This window comes from Hoeflea sp. YIM 152468, assembly GCF_029210485.1.
Taxonomy (GTDB): Bacteria; Pseudomonadota; Alphaproteobacteria; order Rhizobiales; family Rhizobiaceae; genus Hoeflea.
In genome coordinates, this window is sequence record NZ_JARGET010000038.1 from 131,291 (window position 1) to 150,774 (window position 19,484).

16 protein-coding genes are annotated in these 19,484 nt (G+C 61.7%); 1 reads left to right on the forward strand and 15 read right to left on the reverse strand.

The features are described 5' to 3' along the window. Nucleotides 1-30: 30 nt before the first annotated feature. The 12 genes from miaB to PZ897_RS18810 form a co-directional block, all read right to left on the reverse strand. The gene (gene miaB, locus PZ897_RS18755) at nt 31-1,440 is read right to left on the reverse strand and encodes a tRNA (N6-isopentenyl adenosine(37)-C2)-methylthiotransferase MiaB (RefSeq protein WP_275754278.1); all 1,410 of its coding nucleotides are present in this window, start codon (nt 1,438-1,440) and stop codon (nt 31-33) included. 43 nt (nt 1,441-1,483) lie between these two features. Then, entirely contained in the window at nt 1,484-2,302 is an 819-nt protein-coding gene (locus tag PZ897_RS18760) for a 1-acyl-sn-glycerol-3-phosphate acyltransferase (RefSeq protein ID WP_343217471.1), read from the reverse strand. Between the two features lie 25 nt (nt 2,303-2,327). Next, complete coding sequence (locus PZ897_RS18765; RefSeq protein ID WP_275754279.1) at nt 2,328-2,753, reverse strand: Fur family transcriptional regulator; 426 nt, start codon at nt 2,751-2,753, stop codon at nt 2,328-2,330. A gap of 69 nt (nt 2,754-2,822) precedes the next feature. Further along, a complete protein-coding gene (locus PZ897_RS18770) occupies nt 2,823-3,314 on the reverse strand; it encodes a GNAT family N-acetyltransferase (protein WP_275754280.1) in 492 nt (163 codons plus the stop codon). Beyond that, nucleotides 3,314-3,997, reverse strand: a complete 684-nt coding sequence (tsaB, locus tag PZ897_RS18775) for a tRNA (adenosine(37)-N6)-threonylcarbamoyltransferase complex dimerization subunit type 1 TsaB (protein ID WP_275754281.1) — start codon at nt 3,995-3,997, stop codon at nt 3,314-3,316. The genes PZ897_RS18770 and tsaB overlap by 1 nt, the downstream gene beginning before the upstream one ends. Before the next feature lie 97 nt (nt 3,998-4,094). After that, on the reverse strand, nt 4,095-4,658 hold the full coding sequence (locus PZ897_RS18780; RefSeq protein ID WP_275754282.1) for a NifU family protein: 564 nt from the start codon (nt 4,656-4,658) through the stop codon (nt 4,095-4,097). A 144-nt stretch (nt 4,659-4,802) separates the two neighbouring features. After that, nucleotides 4,803-5,294: a universal stress protein gene (locus PZ897_RS18785; protein WP_275754283.1), complete on the reverse strand. Its 492-nt coding sequence runs from the start codon at nt 5,292-5,294 to the stop codon at nt 4,803-4,805. Nucleotides 5,295-5,565: 271 nt separating this feature from the next. Continuing rightward, entirely contained in the window at nt 5,566-6,630 is a 1,065-nt protein-coding gene (gene trpS, locus PZ897_RS18790; protein WP_275754284.1) for a tryptophan--tRNA ligase, read from the reverse strand. Between the two features lie 123 nt (nt 6,631-6,753). Continuing rightward, nucleotides 6,754-8,319, reverse strand: a complete 1,566-nt coding sequence (murJ, locus tag PZ897_RS18795) for a murein biosynthesis integral membrane protein MurJ (protein ID WP_275754285.1) — start codon at nt 8,317-8,319, stop codon at nt 6,754-6,756. A 7-nt stretch (nt 8,320-8,326) separates the two neighbouring features. Then, complete coding sequence (locus PZ897_RS18800; RefSeq protein WP_275754286.1) at nt 8,327-11,176, reverse strand: [protein-PII] uridylyltransferase; 2,850 nt, start codon at nt 11,174-11,176, stop codon at nt 8,327-8,329. A 133-nt stretch (nt 11,177-11,309) separates the two neighbouring features. After that, complete coding sequence (locus tag PZ897_RS18805; protein ID WP_275754287.1) at nt 11,310-12,767, reverse strand: RimK family protein; 1,458 nt, start codon at nt 12,765-12,767, stop codon at nt 11,310-11,312. Further along, a complete protein-coding gene (locus PZ897_RS18810) occupies nt 12,760-13,872 on the reverse strand; it encodes a peptidase C39 family protein (RefSeq protein ID WP_275754288.1) in 1,113 nt (370 codons plus the stop codon). The genes PZ897_RS18805 and PZ897_RS18810 overlap by 8 nt, the downstream gene beginning before the upstream one ends. A gap of 248 nt (nt 13,873-14,120) precedes the next feature. Between PZ897_RS18810 and PZ897_RS18815 the strand changes: the two genes are divergently transcribed. Then, entirely contained in the window at nt 14,121-14,831 is a 711-nt protein-coding gene (locus tag PZ897_RS18815) for a sulfate transporter family protein (RefSeq protein WP_275754289.1), read from the forward strand. Nucleotides 14,832-15,132: 301 nt separating this feature from the next. Here PZ897_RS18815 and PZ897_RS18820 read toward each other — a convergent pair whose 3' ends face one another. From PZ897_RS18820 to PZ897_RS18830, 3 genes are read right to left on the reverse strand one after another with little or no spacing between them, the layout of a single operon-like run. Further along, entirely contained in the window at nt 15,133-16,047 is a 915-nt protein-coding gene (locus PZ897_RS18820) for a polysaccharide deacetylase family protein (RefSeq protein ID WP_275754290.1), read from the reverse strand. After that, nucleotides 16,044-17,450 (reverse strand): amidase, encoded by a 1,407-nt coding sequence (locus PZ897_RS18825; protein ID WP_275754291.1) that lies wholly within the window; start codon nt 17,448-17,450, stop codon nt 16,044-16,046. Before PZ897_RS18825 ends, PZ897_RS18820 begins: the two co-directional genes overlap by 4 nt. Beyond that, nucleotides 17,447-19,411: a TRAP transporter permease gene (locus tag PZ897_RS18830; protein WP_275754292.1), complete on the reverse strand. Its 1,965-nt coding sequence runs from the start codon at nt 19,409-19,411 to the stop codon at nt 17,447-17,449. Before PZ897_RS18830 ends, PZ897_RS18825 begins: the two co-directional genes overlap by 4 nt. Nucleotides 19,412-19,484 lie beyond the last annotated feature (73 nt).

Consider the following 19,484-nt stretch of genomic DNA (forward strand, 5'->3'; position numbering starts at 1 on the left):
ACGATCTGACTCCATTATTGCCCGGGTGCATCATTCCACTGGTTCCGCGAAAAGGCTGGTCGTGCCGGGTTGGGTGATTCGCACGGTTACAATGTCACCGATTTCGCCCAGCTTTGCATCAACTATTACCGGTTGCAGCCACGGCGACCGGCCAACAATCTGGCCAGTGTTGCGCCCGGGCTTCTCCAGCAGCAGCTCGACGGTCTTGCCGACACACTCCTTGCCAAACGCGCGGGTCTGCTGACTGATAAGTTCCTGCAGTTGCAGCAACCGTTCTGACTTGACCGCTTCGTCGACCTGGTTGTCCATGTCGGCGCCCGGCGTGCCTGGACGAATTGAATATTTGAAGGTGTAGGCGGCAGCGTACTTGACCTCGCGGATCAACCGCATGGTGTCTTCGAAATCCTCGTCGGTTTCGCCGGGAAAACCGACAATGAAATCCCCGGACAGCGCGATATCGGGGCGCGCGGCGCGGATCCGCTCCACCAATCTGATGTATTCTGCGGCGGTATGACGCCGGTTCATCGCCTTGAGAATCCGGTCTGATCCGGATTGCACCGGAAGATGCAGATAAGGCATCAGTTCGGGCAGATCGCGATGCGCCGCGATCAGTGCGTCGTCCATGTCGCGTGGATGGCTGGTGGTGTAGCGAATGCGGTCAATGCCATCGATCGTTGCCAGCCGGCGGACCAGCTCGCCCAGTCCCCATTCGCGTCCATCGGCACCCTTGCCGTGCCAGGCATTGACGTTCTGGCCGAGCAGGGTGATTTCACGGACACCGGCCCCGGACAGCCGCTCGGCTTCCTCGATGATCCGGCCCACCGGACGGGAAACTTCTGCGCCACGGGTGTAGGGAACGACACAGAAGGTGCAGAATTTGTCGCATCCCTCCTGAACGGTGAGAAATGCCGCAACACCGCGGGTGCGGATCGCCTTCTCCGGTGCAGCCGGCAGGTTGTCAAACTTGTCTTCGGCGGGAAACTCGGTTTCCACCACGCTCTCGCCCTGCCGTGCCCTCGCCAAGGCATCAGGCAGGCGGTGATAGGTCTGCGGACCGATGACGACATCGACAACCGGTGCACGGCGGATGATCTCCTGGCCTTCGGCCTGGGCGACACAGCCAGCAACCGCCACCATCAGATCGCCGCCAGCGGCATTGCGCTGGCTTTTCAGCTTGGCCAGCCGTCCGAGCTGGGAATAAACCTTCTCGGCGGCCTTTTCGCGGATATGGCAGGTGTTGATCAGGATCAGATCGGCTGCCTCGACCGAATCGACGGCCTGATAGCCGTCGCGGGTCAACGCGTCGCTCATCCGCTCGCTGTCATAGACATTCATCTGGCAGCCGTAGGTCTTGACGAAGACCTTCCTCGGCTGCGCGACGGTGTCCGGGCCGGATCCGGCTTCGGTGGTGATCTGAGGGGGGAGAAATGCTTGTGTCATGCTGGGGCTTTTAGCGGCAAAAACATGGCTTGAAAATGGCCATTCAGGTTTTGTTCAACCCGCGCAAGGCTTGATTGAAGCCTTTGCGCACCCTGGCCTCGACAAGGCGGGCGGCTTTCTTGCGGTCAGCGACCGAATCAAAGGCCACGGGATCGGAGAAAATGACATCGACATCGAGTGCGCCGCTTAGGATCACGCGCAGCATATGCTTCCCCAGTCCGACGTCTCCGGGCCAGCCTGCAACCGGGCGATGGTAGCGGCCCATGGCCATGCCGTGAATGCCGACATAGGCGATGGACACCGGCTGGATATGGACCTTGCCTTCCGGCGTCAGCGGCAACGCAGCCGCCGCCGCGCCGAACAGGGAGGAATTGAACGGCATCACCCGATTGCCGTCGGATGTGGTGCCTTCCGCAAACAGCACCACGACTTCGCCGGCAATCAGCCGCGCCGAAACATCGGAGATCTGCGCCCCGGTCTTGCGCCGGACCTGGCGCTCGACAAACACCGAGCGCTGCAACCGAGCCAGCCAGCCGAACACCGGCCAGGTGCGGACTTCGGACTTGGCAATGAACACCACATCAGCCACCGACCCGAGAACCATGATGTCTTTCCAGGAGACATGGTTGGAAACCAGCAAAAGCGGCCGTTCCTGCGACAAGCATCCCCGGACACGCACCTTGAGGCCGATGCTGCGGCACATGATCGTGTGCCACCAGCGCGGCAGCCGGCGCATCAGCGAATGTCCCATCCCGAGTGCTATCAGTTGCACCGGCAATAGCACCAGCGTCAGCATCAGGAAAACCGTTCCGATGAAAAAGATGCGCAAAGCCGCGATCATGGCCGAGTCAGCAGAGTTCACGAGGGGCAAGTTCAAGCATTGGATGCTATTTCTTGCCGGTTTTGATCGGAATTCCGTAAAGCTCGAGCCTGTGGTCGACCAGCCGGAAGCCATGCTCGCGGGCAATGCGTTCCTGCAGCGCCTCGATCTCGGGAGAGTGGAATTCGATCACCTCGCCGGTGCGCAGATCGATGAGATGATCATGATGTTCCTCGGGCACGGCTTCATAGCGCGAGCGGCCGTCGCGGAAATCGTGCCGCTCTATGATGCCGATATCCTCGAACAGCTTGACAGTCCGATAAACCGTCGACATGGAAATGCGCGGATCCACCAGCACGGCGCGCCGGTGCAATTCCTCGACATCGGGATGATCATCGGCGCCATCGAGAACACGCGCGATGATACGGCGCTGCTCGGTCATGCGCATGCCGCGCTCCGAGCATCGGTCTTCCAGAGATTTCAGTTCGTCCATTACCTGCCCCGCCCGTGAATGTGGAGAGAGGTTATGCCAGCAATGGCTTTGCTGACGATCCCCTGCGGCCTAGCCAAGATCGCGACGCATGACAAGCGCTGTCGTGCGCGCGGAACCTTCCCGGGCATAATAGCCTCGTCGTTCCCCAACCTGAGCAAAACCGAGTTTGCGGTACATCTGAACCGCTGCGGCGTTGGTTTCGTCGACTTCGAGGAATATTTCCTCCGCGCCGCGGCGCCAGGCTTCGTGCATGGCGCTGCGCATCAAGCGCCACCCCAGACCGCCACGCCGGAATTTCGGAGAGATCCCGATCGACAGGATTTCTGCTTCGCCGGCAGCTTCGCGGCACAAGACGAACCCGGCAGCCGCATCACGGGCACGGCCCTCCGGACAGGCGAGAAAGCCGAAAACCGATTGCTGGGAAATCAGGCTTTCGAACTCTCCATCCCCCCAGGCACGGGCGAAAGCTTCCCCGTGAATGCGGGATGCCGTGCGCGCGTCGTTCATCTCAAGCGCGAGAATGAGGCTTTCGGGCGGGCGGGAAAACAGATTGAAAGCCATCAGACCACTGCCTGATGCGGCACGGCAAAGCCGGTTTGAGGCTTGGCGTCGGCCTCGCGGAGGTACCGCGGTTCAGCCGGGTTTCGATCGGGATCGAGCCGGGCTGCAAGACGCGCCACGTCCTCGATCCTCGGGGCAACGGGGCGGTCAAGGATGTGGGATTGCAGTGACAGATCAACGGCCGCCAACTGGGAAGCTCCAGAGCCAATGATCGCGCATCCGGTCTCAAGCGCCAAGGCGGCAGCGGCCTGTGGCGTAAGCTCGGCGCCCGCGCGGACAACCGCGCCGTCGGCAGCAACGACGATGGCCCAGACCCGCTCGCGCCGGGCATCCAGCACCGCCATGACGGCATTGCCCGCCTGGCGCGCGGCGGGAACAGCGATGGCCTCAAGCGCGCCGACGCCGATTGCCGGCACATCAAGCGCCAGAGCAAGGCCGCGGGCAAAGGCAACTCCGACACGGATGCCGGCAAAGGAGCCGGGACCGATGGTGACGCCAATACGGTCAACCTGCTGAAGCTCAATCTGGGCCTCCACCAGCACCGACTGCACTATGGACGGCAGATGTTCGGCATGACCACGGCCGATGTCCGGGCTGGCGGCAGCCAACACCCGGTCCTCGCCAGCCCGGTAAAGGGCGGATGCGCAAAACCTTGCGGAGCAGTCGATGGCAAGCGTCAACACCGGGCATATCCGTTGAAAGCGGCCGCGCAAACAGCGCACGGCATCCTGATTCCGATGTTAATAGGGACCGCGACAGCCGGGGTAAAGCTTGATTGCTTCAGACAGCCTCGACTTCGCGCACTTCCGGCACGAAATGCTGGAGCAGATTCTGGATGCCGTGCTTGAGCGTTGCCGTCGAGGACGGGCAGCCAGCACAGGCGCCCTTCATGTGCAGGAACACCTTGCCGTCGCTAAAACCGCGAAACGTGATATCGCCGCCATCCTGGGCAACAGCGGGACGAACGCGGGTTTCAAGCAGCTCCTTGATTGTGGCGACGATGGTCTCGTCACCGGCTTCAAAAAACTCCTCATCGGCGACCGGCATGCCGTCATTGGCGCCAGACATGATCGGCGCGCCGGACATGAAATGCTCCATGATGGTGCCAAGCACAGCCGGCTTGAGGTGCTGCCATTCAGGACCATCCTTGGAGATGGTGATAAAATCATAGCCGAAGAACACGCCCGTCACGCCGGGAATGCCAAACAGCTTGCCCGCCAGCGGCGAAGCTTCGCCTGCTTCCTCGGCATTGCGGTAATCGGCGGTTCCCTGATCCATGACGACCTTGCCAGGAAGAAACTTCAGCGTCGCGGGATTGGGGGTGGATTCGGTCTGGATAAACATTCGGTGTCTCCCTGCCTGGTGCACTGACCGGCCAGTTTAGAATACTTCAAAACAAGATAAGCCTCGAAACCGTCGGGTTCAAGGGGCTCTGCGTTCAACTCTGGTAACGCAAAGGCGGCCTGTTTACCGCCCGGTGCGCTGGTTTTAACTCAAGGCGTCGATCTCATCATCGGTAAGCGCATCCGGAATCACAGTGACCGGGATCGGAAATGCAGCGCCGCGTCCGGCGATGGAAGCCACCAGCGGTCCGGGGCCATCCTTGGCGGATCCGGCGGCAAGCACGAGAATGGCGATATCCTGGTCTTCCTCGATCGCCGCATGTATTTCCTCGGTGGTCTTGCCCTCGCGGATCACCGTTTCCGGATCGATACCGATGATCTGGCGCATCTTTTCGCTGGCCTTGGCAAGGTGTGCCTCGGCTTCCGCAAAGGCTTCGGCACGCATGATTTCCTCGACCCCCAACCAATGCTGAAAGTCGCCGGGCTCGATCACATAGACCAGAACCAGGCTGCCGCCTGTATTGAAAGCCCGCCTTCCGGCGTAACGCATGGCGCGCTCGCACTCGGGTGTGTCATCGATGACCGCCAGGAATTTGCGCCGGTGACCGGCCTCGCGTGAACGTCGTCTTGATACCATGGGCGGGACAATGGCATCAGAGCGGGCTTTCCTGCAAGACTGTTTTTAAGGCTTGCGCCGGATCTCCACCGCGCTGCGCGTTCAATCAAGCTCCACCCGGGACAGGTTCCGTTTGACCTCGAACCCGTCGCCCGCAGCGACACTGCAATCCAGCTCCTGCACCCTGGCTCAAAGCACCGCCCATCCGTTCGGATCGCGAAGAACGCTGTATCTCTTCGAACCAATGCCTGTACGGTAGCGTCCGAAGCAAACGGCCTGGGCGCGGCACTCCTCAGAGAAAGCCGACAATCTCGCGGACATCGGTCATGGTCTTTTCGGCCAGCACATTGGCGCGGGCGCTGCCGTCCCTGAGAATTGCGTCGATGTGGCTGGGGTCGTCCATCAGCCGCTTCATTTCGGTGGTGATGGGTGCAAGGACCTCCACGGCAAGCTCCACCAATGCCGGCTTGAACACCGAGAATTGCTGGCCGGCAAACTCGTCCAGCACATCCTTGCGGGTGCGCTCGCTCAGTGCTGCGTAGATGCCAAGCAGATTCTGGGCTTCGGGGCGCCCCTCAAGCTCGTCAAGCGTTTCGGGCAAGGGGGCGGTGTCAGTCCTGGCCTTGCGGATCTTCTTGGCGATGGTGTCGGCGTCATCCGTCATATTGATGCGCGAGAGATCGGACGGGTCGGATTTCGACATCTTCCTCGAACCGTCGCGCAAGCTCATCACCCGCGGGGCCGGACCGTCGATCAAGGGTTCGGTCAATGGGAAATAGCCGGAAACCTTCTCCTCACCGACCATCATGTCGACGCCCAACCCGGCTGCGGCGATACGATCGGAGAAGTCATTGTTGAATTTCTGCGCGATGTCGCGGGCGAGTTCAAGATGCTGTTTCTGATCGTCGCCGACCGGTACATGGGTGCCGCGATAGAGCAGAATGTCGGCGGCCATCAGGCTCGGATAGGCGAGCAGGCCCAGCGATGCATTCTCCCGGTCCTTGCCGGCCTTGTCCTTGAACTGGGTCATGCGGTTCATCCAGCCGATGCGCGCGACACAGTTGAAGATCCAGGCAAGCTCGGCATGGCCGGGTACGGCGGACTGATTGAAGACAATGTGCTTTGCCGGATCAATGCCGGACGCAATGAAGGCGGCCGCGATCGAGCGGGTCTGGCCCTTCAGGTCCTCGTGGACCAGTTGAGCCGTGATCGAATGCATGTCGACAACGCAGAAAATGCAATCATGCTGATCCTGAAGGGCCACGAACTTGCGGATGGCGCCGAGATAATTGCCCAGATGCAGATTGCCTGTGGGCTGAACACCAGAGAAGACGAGCGGCTTGAAAGTGGCGGACATGATGTGCTCCCGCCGGGCTTGTGGAGGGCCCGGAAATCCTCGTTGAAATCGGGCGGGGTTATGCGGCTGCGACAGCCCAAGGTCAAGAGCCCGGGCTGAGGCCTGCACCCCGCAACGGCCGCTTCAGCCCTTCCTGCGGCGCCGGAACATGCGGGCGAATTCGGCCCGGTCAAGCGCGCCGGTCGCGAAGGCAAAGCCAAAATAGACCGCTGCGCCAGCGACGACGGTGACCAGTACCGAGGCCAGCCGCACCGGCAGCGCGGCCTCCAGCAGCAGATGCGGGAAACTTGCTTCCGCCCACCCCAGCACCACGCCCATCAATGCGGCGCCCAGAATGATCAGCAGGATCCTGCGAATGGTAATGGCTGCGGGCCGGAACAGGTTGCGCGAGGCCAGTTGCTGACCGAGAAAAAGCGCCGAGATCCAGCCGGCCAGACTGGTGGCCACCGCCAGGCCCATGACCCCCAGCCGCGGGAACAGGATGAGGCTTCCGGCGATGTTGATGCCGACCGACAGGCCAGAGGCCCACAAAGGCGTGCGCATGTCTTCGCGGGCATAAAACACCGGCGTGAAAATCTTGGTCAGCACGAAAGCCGGCAAACCAATCGAAAATGCTGCCAGGACCGAAGCGGTGACGAGCGTCGTCTCCCGGGTGAAGGCGCCGCGTTCAAAAACCAGCGCAATGATCGGCTGGGGCAACAGCGCCAGGCCGAAGGCCGCGGGAACCGTGATCGCCAGACCAAATTCGAGGCTGCGGTTTTGCAGATGCCGGGCTTCCCTGATGTCGCCGGCCCTGAGCGCCCGCGACAGCTCCGGCAACAGCACGACGCCAATGGCGATGCCGATCACGCCGAGCGGCAGCTGATTGAGCCGGTCGGCATAATTGATGATGGCGATTGCCCCATCCTGGGCCGACGCAATGATCTGGCCGACCAGCAGATTGATCTGGGTGATGCCGCCGGTGAGCGCAGCGGGCAGCGCCAGCCACAACAGGCGCTTGACCGCGGGCGTCAGCTTCGGCCGCGTCAGACGCATGGCGAAGTTCTCGCGCTTGAGCGCCCAGACCAGCAGACCGAGTTGCAAACCACCCGACACGCTGACAGACCAGCCCAGCACTTGGCCGATGGCTGGCGCGGACAGGCTGAAATAGCCGGCACCACTGAGCCCGGCGACAAGCACCACATTGAGCAGGACCGGGGCGAGTGCGGCGATGAAATAGCGCCGCAGCGAATTGAGAATGCCTGCCAGCATGGCGACCAGGCTCATCGCGGCGAGATAGGGAAACATGATCCGTGCCAGCAGCACGGTCAGATCGTACTTGTCCGGGTCAGCGACAAAACTCGGCGCAATGACGGTGGCAACCAGAACCGGCATGAAAATCATCGCCAGCGCACTCAGGACAAACAGCGACAGCAGCAGCACGGCCAGCACCTGTTCGGCGAATTTCCTCGCCGCTGCCTCGCCGCCGCCTTCGATCTCCTTGGCAAACAGCGGCACGAAAGCGGCGTTGAAGGCGCCTTCTGCAAACAACCGGCGAAACAGGTTGGGGAAGCGAAAGGCAGCATAGAAAGCATCAGCCACGGGTCCGGCGCCCAGAAACGCCGCGATCATCGCCTCGCGAACAAAGCCCAGAACCCGGCTCGCCATGGTGGCGCCGCCGACGCTTGCAAATTTCCTGATCAGGCTCATGCAGTTGTCAACCTTCTCGTGCCACCGGGCGGTTGCGCCGGCTGGAGCCATGCGGCGCTATCATTCCCGATGGCATCTTGTCACGCACTTCGTCTTCCTCCCGGGCAAGGACGGCTTTGAGACGCGCGACAATGTTGGTCTGGCGGTTCTCACTGGTGATTTTCAAGCCCACAAGATCACGCACATAGAACGTGTCGACAACTTTCTCGCCGAAGGTGGTGATGTGCGCCGAGGCGATGTCCAGCGACAGGTCCGACAGCACCGAGGCAACTTCGGACAGCAGACCGGGACGGTCGAGGCACTCGATCTCGATGACAGTGAACTTGTTGGACAGGGTGTTGGAAATGGTGACTTGCGGCTTGACCACGAAAGGCCGGGTCTTGCGCTTGCCGCGGGTCTTGCGGGCGATCACTTCGGGAAAATGAGCCCTGCCCGCCAGCACATCCTCTATCATCCGGCCGATCGACGCCCCGCGCCGCAACTCATCCGCGTCATCGGGCAGCTCGCGGTTGATCAGAATGGTGTCGAGCGCGCGGCCATCCGAGGTCGTGAAAACCTGCGCATCGGCGATGTTGGCGCCGGCAGCAGCACAGGCACCGGTGACGACCGAGAGCAGCCGCGGATGGTCCGGCGACAGCAGCGTGATTTCGGTGATGGCATGAAAAGCGTGGGTCCGCACCATGGTGGCAAGCTGCTTTTTCGCCTTGTCGGTCTCGCGGATGAATTCGGCATGCCGCACCTGTTCCTCGATCGGCACCGCCAGCAGATAGGGCTCGTAATGCAGCTTGAGATAGGCGGCACGATCTGTCTCGCTCCAGTCTGACAACGCATCGCCGAGGGCTGCGCGGGCGTGGGCCGCACGCTCCTTGCGCGAGACTTCAGAAAAGCCGCCCGAAAGCATCAGCTCGGTCTCATAATAAAGCGTGCGCAGCAGTTGCCCTTTCCAGCCGTTCCAAACCCCTGGACCGACTGCGCGAATGTCGCAAACCGACAGGATCACCAGCATTTTCAACCGTTCCAGCGTGCGCACATTCTCGGCGAAATCGGTGATCGTCTTGCGGTCATTGAGATCGCGGGTTTGCGCCACCATGGACATGGTCAGATGTTCCGAGATCAGCCAGGCCACCAGCTCCGTCTGGTTGGCGGACAGGCCAAGCCGCGGGCATAGTTTGCGCGCCACCTTGGCCCCGGCAATGGAATGGTCTTCAAGCCGGCCCTTGGCGATATCATGCAGGAACACGGCGACATAGAGCGCCTCGCGCTCCTCGATGCCGGACATGAGTTTGGACGCCAGCGGATGCTCCCGTTCCTCCTCGCCCTTGTCGATGCCCGACAATGCAGCGACGGTGCGGATCAGATGCTCATCGACCGTGTAGTGATGGTACATGTTGAACTGCATCATCGCGACGATCTTGCCGAATTCCGGTATGAATCGGCCCAGAACACCAGCCTCATTCATCCGCCTGAGAATAATCGCCGGCTGTCTTCTCGAGGTGAGGATCGACATGAACAGCCGGTTCGCCTCCTCGTTTTCGCGCAACTCCGCATTGATCATCCGCAGTGACCGGGTGACGCGCTTGAGCGCATCCGGATGAAACTCCAGACCGCGGATATCAGCCAGATGGAACAGCCGGATGATGTTGACCGGATCCCGCTTGAAGACATCCGCGTCAGCCAGATTGATCCGGCCCTTGTCCTCAACGAAATCAAGCGTGCCGGGCACCTTGCGCGGACGGTTGGCGAAGCGGTTGATGACACCGGTGAGACCGGGTGCCTGCTTGGCCTGCTGATCCTCGAGGCCGGCACAAAAAATGCGGGTCAGGTCGCCGACATCCTTGGCGACAAGAAAGTAGTGCTTCATGAAGCGCTCAACCGCGGAGAGACCGGGGTGGTCCTGATAACCCAGTGCTGCGGCGATGTCGCGCTGGATATCAAAGGACAGCCGCTCCTCCGACTTGCCGGTGAGGAAATGCATGTGGCAGCGCACCGCCCAGAGAAAATCCTCGGCCTTGACGAACAGGTTGAATTCGCGGCGTGAGAGCACGCCGAGCCCGACCAGCTCTCTCGTGTCGCGGATATCGTAGAAATACTTGGAGATCCAGAACAACGTGTTGAGATCGCGCAAGCCTCCCTTGCCTTCCTTCACATTTGGCTCGACCAGATAGCGGGTGTCACCTGCCTTGCGGTGACGTTCGTCACGCTCGGCCAGCTTGGCGGCGATGAATTCCGGTCCGGTGCCCTCGACGACCTCCCTGTCGAACCGCTCGCCCAGATCCTCGAAAAGGGTTCTTTCGCCACACAAAAAACGCGCTTCGAGAATGGAGGTGCGGATGGTCATGTCGGACCGTGCCAGCCGGATGCATTCATCGACATTGCGGGTGGCATGACCGACCTTGAGGCCGATGTCCCACAGCATATAGAGGGTCCATTCGACCACCTGTTCGGTCCAGGGTGTCTGTTTGTAGGGCAGGACGAACAGCAGATCGATGTCCGAGCCGGGCGCCAGCGTCCCGCGACCGTAGCCGCCGACCGCCGTCACTGTCATGCGTTCGGATGTTGACGGGTTCTCGACCCGGTAGACGTGGACGCTGGCGTAATCATACAGCGCCTTGGTGATCACATCCTGCAGATGGCAGATCCGTTGCGCGCACAATGTACCGCCGCCATCCTGTGAAAGCATGGCACGAGCCTGCTCACGGCCCTCATGGTTGACCCGCTTGATCTCTGCAAGCACGGCCTGGCGCGCTTCGATGCTGGCGCCGCCATGCCTGGCTGCGAGAGCATCGAGAGTTGTGCGCAAAGCCGCCGGATCTAAGATCTGGTCAAGGCATAGGCCGTCTTCAGCGGGTTTGAGCATGCTGCAAGGTCCTGATCGTGGTCTGTGTCGGGGCCCGGCGCGCCAAGCCGGGGCTGCTATACCCTGTTTTGGCTGCAAACGACACCCTGTGCGGACTCCGGCGCAGGGCACAGACCCGATGGCAACGGCGCAATCAGGTGACGATCCGCTCGATGAACCAATTGGTCAGCCGGGTCCAGACCTCGTCCTTTTCGGCCGCGTCCTCGACGCCGTGTTCGAGGTTGGGATTGTCGTTGACCTCGATGACGAAGACGCCGTCGTCTGTTTCCTTGAGATCAACGCCGTAGAATCCGTCGCCCACAGAGCAGGCGGCGCGCAGGCCGGTGTCGAGCACCAGCGGCGGCACCTGCGCCAGCGAGAAGGATTTGAACCCGCCCTCCAGCGGCTTGCCGCCGGTGTCATGCTTGACGATCTGCCAGTGTTTCTTGGCCATCAGATACTGCACGGCAAACAGCGGCTTGCCGCCAAGCACGCCGATGCGCCAGTCGAAACTGGTCGGCATGAACTTCTGTGCGATCAGGACTTCGGATTCCGACAGCCAGGCGCCGGCCAGCGCCTTGAGTTCGGCCATCGAGGCGACTTTCCTGACGCCCCTGGAAAAGGAGGAATCCGGCACCTTGAGCACCATCGGAAAACCGAGACTGTCGGCGGCGCGCTGGAAATCCTCGGACCCGATCAGCATCACCGTATCGGGCACGCGAATGCCGTTGGCGGCCATCAACTCGTCGAGATAGACCTTGTTGGTGCAGCGGATCATCGACACCGGATCGTCAATCACCGGCATGCCTTCCTGCTGGGCGCGGCGGGCAAACCGGTAGGTGTGATTGGAAATCGAGGTGGTTTCACGAATGAACAGGGCATCGAAATTGGCCAGCCGCGGCAGATCCTTTCGGCCGATCGGCTCGACCGAGACGCCCAGGCGCGCGGCAATCCGCGACCAGTGCTTGAGACTGTCGATGGAGGACGGCGGCAAGGCTTCGTTGGCATCAATCAGGGTGGCGAAGGAATAGCGCGCCGGGGCGCGCGATTTGGCGTCCTTCCATTGCCGCGCGGTGTAGCGCGCCATGGCCTGGAAAAGCGCCTCGCGGTCCGCCTCGTCGAGCTTGCCGAATGACTGCAGGCCGATCTTCGAAATCGAGACCCAATCACCCTGTTTGAGGGTGAGCTCAAGGATCGGCGCGCGAAACCAGTCAAACAGCAACCGGCCGAAGCGCTCGAGTCGGGCGTCGGTACAGGTTCCGAAATACACCCGCAGCCGGGAGGGCAACGGTTCACCGGCGCGCTCGCGCAGGCTCTTGTTGAGCGCGTCCTCGAGTTCGGGAATCGCGTTCTCGTAGAGTTTTCGAGCCGACAGATCGATGATGGTTTCAACAGACGGTATCACCCGCTGGCTGCGTGCCGCGGCAAGCAGCGAGGCGTAATAGCCGCGGCTCTGATAGGCATAGGAGCGCGACAGGTTGATGATGTTGGGCCGCGCGCCGCGGAACATCTCGGGCCGGGCCAGATAGTCGCGGGTGGCCAGCACCTTGTGCTTGGTCGCTGCATGATCGAAGCCGGCCAGCGCGGTGGACAAAATAATCCAGTCAGACATGGAGCAAATTTCCCTTGATTAAAACCGCGGCGCGCAGGCCCGAGCGACCGAACCGGGCAATCCGGTCAAACACCGCATAGGGCACTGGAATATTGGCGGCATCATCGGTGGTCTCGCCGACTTCGTCCTCGACCCAGGGGTCATGGACAAAAATATGACGGCCGTCATCACCATGGGCAAGGACCCAATGGGGGACCTTCTTGCCCATCATCAGATAACCGCTGACCAGGATGATGGCGACATGGCCGTCGGCCAGCCGGGCGCGCAGCCAGTCGAGCGTGAACGCCTCGGAATGCACCGGCGTGCCGGCTTCAGCAACACGGGCGCGGAAGTCGGTCTGGGCCAGTTCCATGACACGGCGCTTTTCCGGATCGCGCACGGTTTCGAGAAACAGCATGTCCTCGGTGGAGCACCAGACCTCGGGATTGAGCCCGTGCTCGCGGGCCACCACGGCGAGACCAAACGGTTCGCAGCCGCCGGGGCCGGCCAGCATGAACACCGTTGTGGCCTCGCGCCACAGCCGGATTTCCCAGACCGGATCAAGAAAATTGGGCGAGCGAAACCGGGCCAGCGCCATCAGCAGGCAGGCCGACCCGCAGGTGAAATCCGCAGTTTGTTCGTAAAACGGAGTCAGGACATCCGGCGCGTCAGGGCCGCGCAGCAGTTTTTCAAACCGCAGCGCCGCCATGCCGTCGGCATAATAGTCGGCCACACGGCCGATGCGGCGGTAGGCGGCGTTCTTGTACAGGGAAATTGCGGTCGTGTTGTCCTCGCGCACCTCGAGCCGCAGCAGGATGCGATCATGTTCCATCGCCGCATTCTCGGCTGCGGCGAGCAAGGCTCTGCCATAGCCCTTGCCCGCCTGGCCGGGCGCGATCGCCAGGGAATAGAGCCGCGCAAGAGCGGCGCCGGCGCGAAACAGGATCATGGCGTAGCCGCAGATCTGGCCGTCCGCTTCCGCCACCAGGGTTTCGGCGGTCGGCCGGTCAATCAACGTGCGAAACGAGCGGCGGGATATCCGGTCAGCCGGGAACACGACGGTCTCGATTGCAACGAGCGCGTCAATGTCGCCAATGGTGGCTGGGCGTATCCGCGGTGCGGACATGGAAGTTCCCGGAAAAACAAGTGATCACAGCCATTCACGGCTTGCCTCTCAGGCACGCGAATGATGGCTGATTTGTGTCAGTCTGTCACCGGGGCCTGCCGATATTTGCCGGCACCGGCCGGGCGCGGCAAGCCGGGCAAAAAGTTGACGCCGACAGCTCCAGTCCCCACATGGTCACAGTCCGTCGGGCAGCACCCCCGCGTTCAAGGCCGGTCAGATCCGGAGAAAGTGCACAAGGGAAACCAGCGATGATCATTGAAGCTGCCAGACTGAGCGGATCCAACCTGTTGTCGCCCGCGTCGCGATCGGTGCTGTTCAAATCCCTTGGTCTGACCGTTCTGTTGCTCGCAGGCCTGTGGTTCGGCCTGGGGGAACTGTTTTCTGCAACGGCGATGCCGTGGCTCGGCTCATTTCTGCCTGGGTTGCCGGACTGGGCCGGATGGGCCGGCACCATCGCGGCAATCATCGCCGGCGTCGGGCTGGCGCTGGTGCTGGCACTGTTCATCGCCCCGGTGACGGCCGCAATGGCCGGGCTTTTTCTCGATGACATCGCCGAGGTGATTGAGAGTCGCGACTATCCCGACGCAACGCCCGGGCAAGCCATGCCTCTGGGCCAGTCGATCCGGCAATCGCTCGGCTTCCTCCTGGTGGTCGGACTGGGCAATCTCTTCGCGCTGGTGCTGCTGATCGTGCCGGGCATCAATCTGGCGGCCTTCTTCCTGGTCAACGGCTATCTGCTGGGGCGGGAGTATTTCGAGTTCGCGGCGATGCGGTTCATGAGCCCGAGGGACGCCAAACGGCTGAGAGCGCGCAATTCGACGACGGTGTTCTTCGCCGGTCTGATTATTGCCGCCTTTCTGTCGGTGCCGCTGCTCAACCTGCTGACTCCGATGTTCGCTGCGGGCATGATGGTGCATCTCAACAAGATGATTTCGGCCAAGGCGGGGGCTGAAAGGTAGCCGGCAAGACACCCCCTGCGGCGAGAGCAGCTCCCGCCGGTCGGAACCCCGATGACAGCCCTTTGCCCATGATGGCGACGGATACCCGGGCCTCAGACCCGGATGACAGGCACCGCAGATCAGAAGAACTGATTGAGATTTCCCGCGGTGCCGGCATGTCGGAACAATATGCCGATCTTCACTGGCTGCCAGACGGCCAGAGACTGGGCGTCACCAATGAGCGCAAGGTTACCTCGATTCTCATATGCACCGGTGAGGCGAGCCTCCTCCGCGTCGTCTGCGGGCAAGGGGACGCCGGGGCTCACAAGGCAGACCGCGTCTCAGCGGCCGTGGAGACCGCAGGCCGGGCGCTCTGGCCCGTGAACCAGTCGCAGATTTCATCTCCCTGCCAGAAGACCACACCATCCAATGTTTGCAGATGATCCAGCATGTCTTCGAAGTACCGGATTCGATGCGCCGCACCGGATACATAGGGATGAACACCGAATGCCATAACACGTGCAGATGCGGAGCTTTCCTCGATGAGGCGGGCGGCAGCGTCGATGGTGCGCTGAAGCATGACATTGGACTCGTGCTGAGCACTCACCATGATGGTAATGTCATTGAGTTCCACCGAGTAGGGCAAAGAGACAATCGGCTGGGATTTGGTCTGAACCCACAAGGGCTGGTCATCGATGATCCAGTCTCCGAACCAGTCAAAGCCGGCCTCTGCGACATGGTCGAGCGTCTCGAAGGTCTGGGTGCGACCGGGTCCGAGCCAGCCGCGCGGCCGTTTTCCGGTAAAGTCTTCCAGAATGTCCGCCGACTGCCGGATCATCGCCAGCTGGTCCTCGATTGTGTGAATGGAGGCCTGTTCATAGCAATGGGCCATGAACTCCCAGCCGGCGTCGAGTGCGGCCTTGGGCACGTCCGGCACTGTCTCGCAAACCTTGGCATTCAGTGACAGAGTCGGCCGAATGTTCCTGTCTTCGAAGGCCTTCAGCAAGCGCCAGAAACCGACGCGCATTCCGTATTCGTGCCAGGTCCAGTTGGGGACGTCGGGGATGTTCTTCTGGCCACCCGGTGCAGGCGAGACCTGACGCGGCATCAACCGGTGAATATCCCACTCCTCGATGTTGACGACCGGCCAGACTATCAGCCGCACGTCATCTGGACGTTTCAGCGGTTCACGACCGAACGGCGACGAAAAAGGAACGCGGTCTCTGGGGATCATCATGGCTGGTATCCTTTCTCAAGCTCAGGGGCGGCAAGTTCGGGCAGCGGGGGACGCATGCTGTGCCAGGCATTCGCCTGCTCATAGGCATGGGCGACACCAAGTATCATTGCCTCGGCGTAATGGTGGCCCACCACCTGCATGCCGATCGGCAATCCGGAGCGGGCAAATCCGATGGGCAGGGCGATTGCGGGAGATCCGGTTACATTGAACGGCGTGCGCGCCTGACGGTTGTAGGTCCGGTCGATCGCCTCTTCATCGTCGATCGCACAGGGCAGCTCCAGACTGGACACACAGACGGCGGCGTCGAGACCGTGAATCGCGCCGGAAAAACGGCGCCTCAGTTCGTTCCGGTCGCGAAGAGCCTCGTCATAGGACAAAGCGTCAATCTGTCTGCCACGCAGCAATTTCGTGCGTCCGCGCTCGCCGTAATCCTGCGGCCGGTCTGCCAGCCATGCTGCGTGAATCGCGTAACTCTCGGCCTCCAGCAACAGCCTCCCGCAACCGGTAAATTGCGCGAGTGTCGGCAATCCTTTCAGGGGCACCAGAGCCGCACCCAGTTGTTTCAACACATCGAGTGCTGCCTGAAAGGCTTGCAGGATCTCCGGGTCGGCCTCGGCGTTGAACTCGTCGATCACGCCGATCTTCAATCCCTTCAGGTGTTGCCGGAATTCCATCGGCCGGTTTGTCGGCATGCCGTCCCCGTGCAGTCGGACTGCATCAAAGAGCAAAGAACAATCGCGCACCGTCCGCGCCATCGGCCCGACGTGATCGAGCGACGATGACAGTGGGAAGACCCGGTCGACGCTCACCGCCCCGTATGTTGGCTTGAGCCCGACAATACCGCAGGCTGTCGCCGGATGGCGCACGGAACCAGCGGTATCGGTACCAATGGCCGCCGGCACCATTCCGCAGGCCACCGCGACCCCGGAGCCGGATGAGGATCCGCCGGGATGGTTGGCGCGCAGCCACGGATTGCGTGCCGGCGGCCACGGCAGATCGAAGGACGGCCCACCGGTGGCATATTCATGCAGCGCGGTCTTGCCGATGATGACCGCCCCCGCGGCGCGCAATTGCGAAATGACGCGCGCATCCCGCTCTGCCCGTGGTGTCACAAAAATCCGGGAGTGGGCGGTCGTCGCCTCACTCTCGACGTCGATAATGTCCTTGATGGCAACCGGGATTCCGTGCAGCGGGCTGCGCGGGCCGTGCCGGTCAAGCTCTTCTTCGCGCAGGGCTGCCTCACGCCGGGCAGGCTCGGCGGCGACGTGAATGAACGCATTGAGCGCTGGATCGAGCGCTTCGATACGCTGCAGACACGCTGCCAGCAATTCTTGCGGGCCGAGTTTGCGGGCTGCAATCTGCTCGCTCGCCTCAGCGATCGACAGGTCATTTATGGGTTTCATGAGCCACCGCCCCCCGATCCCCCGTTGGCGGAGCTTGCTTGTTGCGCCGTTGCATCGCGACTCCGGTGACCAATTCGCTGATAGACAACCATCGCGCCGATCATCGAGAGCCCGAGCAGATCGGTCTGCCATCCCGAGAAGATCAGCGCGAGCGCGCCCGCGCCGACCACCAAGCGAAGCAGGGCAGGCACCGGGTTCCCAAGTGCATGGCCGATCAGGGCAACGGCGAGCGCCCATATCCCGATGCAAGCCGTTACCAGCGAAAGCACGATCTGCAACGGTTCACCCTGCAAGATGAGTTGCGGCGAAAAGACGAACATGTAGGGAATGATGAAGCCTGCAAGCGCAATCTGGAAGGCACGCACACCGACGGCAAAGGGGTTTGCCCCCGCGATAGAGCCGGCCGGGATTGCCACGAGCGCAACCGGCGGCGTGATCCCGCTCATGCAGGCGAAATAGAAGATGAACAGATGCGCCTGAAGCAGTCCCACGCCGAGATCGTTGAGCGCTGGCGCCAGCACCGCGGCGGAGATGATGTAGGCTGCGGTGGTGGGCAATCCCATGGAGAGAACGATGGTCACAATCATCGTCAGCACAAGGGCAAGCATCATCGACCCGCCGGAGATGGTGGCGACCCATGCAGAGAGCCGCAGCCCGGTACCAGTCAGCGAAAACAGCCCCATGATCAGGCCTGCGCTGGCACAGCTGACGATCACTTCGAGCGACCCCTTTGTGCCGGTGACCGCAGTCTCGACCAGCCGTTTTGGCGACAGGCGGGATTCCTGCCTGATCCAGGAGACGATCAGCAGCGTGCCCATGGCATAGAGTGCGGCGCGGATCGGCGAGACATTCACCACCGCAAGCATATAGACCAGAACCACAACTGGCAGCAGCAGGTGACCCCAGTGGCGCAGCACCACCAAGGCGCGCGGCAGATCTTCACGCTTGAGCCCCTTCAGTCCCCGCTTTGCAGCCTCGAGATCAACGATCAGATAGACACTGAGGAAATAGAGAAAGGCAGGCAGTGTGGCAGCGATGATGATGTCGCCATAGGGAACGCGGACAAATTCCGCCATCAGGAAGGCGCCTGCCCCCATGATCGGGGGCATGATCTGCCCGCCGGTGGACGCAACGGCCTCGATCGCCCCGGCAAACACCGGCCTGAAACCGGCGCGCTTCATCAACGGAATGGTCAATGCCCCCGTGGTGACCACATTGCCGATGCCCGTACCCGAGACAGTGCCCATCAGAGCGCTGGCAAAGATGCTGACCTTGGCCGGTCCGCCGCGCGCGCGGCCTGCAACGCTGTAGGCGAGTTTGATGTAGAAGTCGCCGGCCTTGGAGAATTGGAGCATCGCTCCAAAAAGAATGAAAAGGTAGATGTAGGTTGACGACACGCCGATGGGAATTCCGTAGACACCGTCCATGCTGAAGAGGAAGCTTACGATGCGCTGCCAGGTGAACGAGCGGTTGACGAAGATACCCGGTGCGTAGCCGCCAAACAGGCTGTAAGCCAGCATGACCAGAACGATGATGACCAGCGCCCAGCCCACCGTGCGCCGTGTCAGTTCCAGAACGATGAGCAGCAGCACACCTCCGAACAGGAGATCCCACTGAGTGGGGTTCACCCCATAGCGGTAGATCATGTTCGGACCCTCGACGACCGCATAGAGCGTCGATCCCACTCCGGCGAGCACAAGCAGAATGTCGGTCCAGTGCACCCGGCCGACAGCGCCTGACCAGCCTGCATGGAGCAGCGGAACAAGAACGATCGGAATCAGGAGATGGTAGGCGCGCAGATTGAGGACGCCCGGAGACTGGATCCCGAGCCAATACAGATGACAGAGCGCGGCGATGACGCAGAAGCCGGCAACAGCCCATCCGGTTCGTCGGCCGAGCACACGCTGGCGGGTTTCAGGCTCATCGGCCGGAAGGCCTTCCTTGGTTGCAAACTCGGTCACGTGGCTCCACCCTATTCGTATGCAGGCCGGCGCGTTGTAGTCATTGCGCCGGCCGCTGACCTATGTGATGCAA

Bases quoted from the DNA above. Each gene is read 5' to 3' on its own strand.
- miaB (WP_275754278.1), bottom strand. From the start codon at position 1,440: ATGACACAAGCATTTCTCCCCCCTCAGATCACCACCGAAGCCGGATCC.
- PZ897_RS18765 (WP_275754279.1), bottom strand. From the start codon at position 2,753: ATGGACGAACTGAAATCTCTGGAAGACCGATGCTCGGAGCGCGGCATG.
- PZ897_RS18770 (WP_275754280.1), bottom strand. From the start codon at position 3,314: ATGGCTTTCAATCTGTTTTCCCGCCCGCCCGAAAGCCTCATTCTCGCG.
- PZ897_RS18780 (WP_275754282.1), bottom strand. From the start codon at position 4,658: ATGTTTATCCAGACCGAATCCACCCCCAATCCCGCGACGCTGAAGTTT.
- PZ897_RS18785 (WP_275754283.1), bottom strand. From the start codon at position 5,294: ATGGTATCAAGACGACGTTCACGCGAGGCCGGTCACCGGCGCAAATTC.
- trpS (WP_275754284.1), bottom strand. From the start codon at position 6,630: ATGTCCGCCACTTTCAAGCCGCTCGTCTTCTCTGGTGTTCAGCCCACA.
- murJ (WP_275754285.1), bottom strand. From the start codon at position 8,319: ATGAGCCTGATCAGGAAATTTGCAAGCGTCGGCGGCGCCACCATGGCG.
- PZ897_RS18800 (WP_275754286.1), bottom strand. From the start codon at position 11,176: ATGCTCAAACCCGCTGAAGACGGCCTATGCCTTGACCAGATCTTAGAT.
- PZ897_RS18805 (WP_275754287.1), bottom strand. From the start codon at position 12,767: ATGTCTGACTGGATTATTTTGTCCACCGCGCTGGCCGGCTTCGATCAT.
- PZ897_RS18810 (WP_275754288.1), bottom strand. From the start codon at position 13,872: ATGTCCGCACCGCGGATACGCCCAGCCACCATTGGCGACATTGACGCG.
- PZ897_RS18815 (WP_275754289.1), top strand. From the start codon at position 14,121: ATGATCATTGAAGCTGCCAGACTGAGCGGATCCAACCTGTTGTCGCCC.
- PZ897_RS18820 (WP_275754290.1), bottom strand. From the start codon at position 16,047: ATGATGATCCCCAGAGACCGCGTTCCTTTTTCGTCGCCGTTCGGTCGT.
- PZ897_RS18825 (WP_275754291.1), bottom strand. From the start codon at position 17,450: ATGAAACCCATAAATGACCTGTCGATCGCTGAGGCGAGCGAGCAGATT.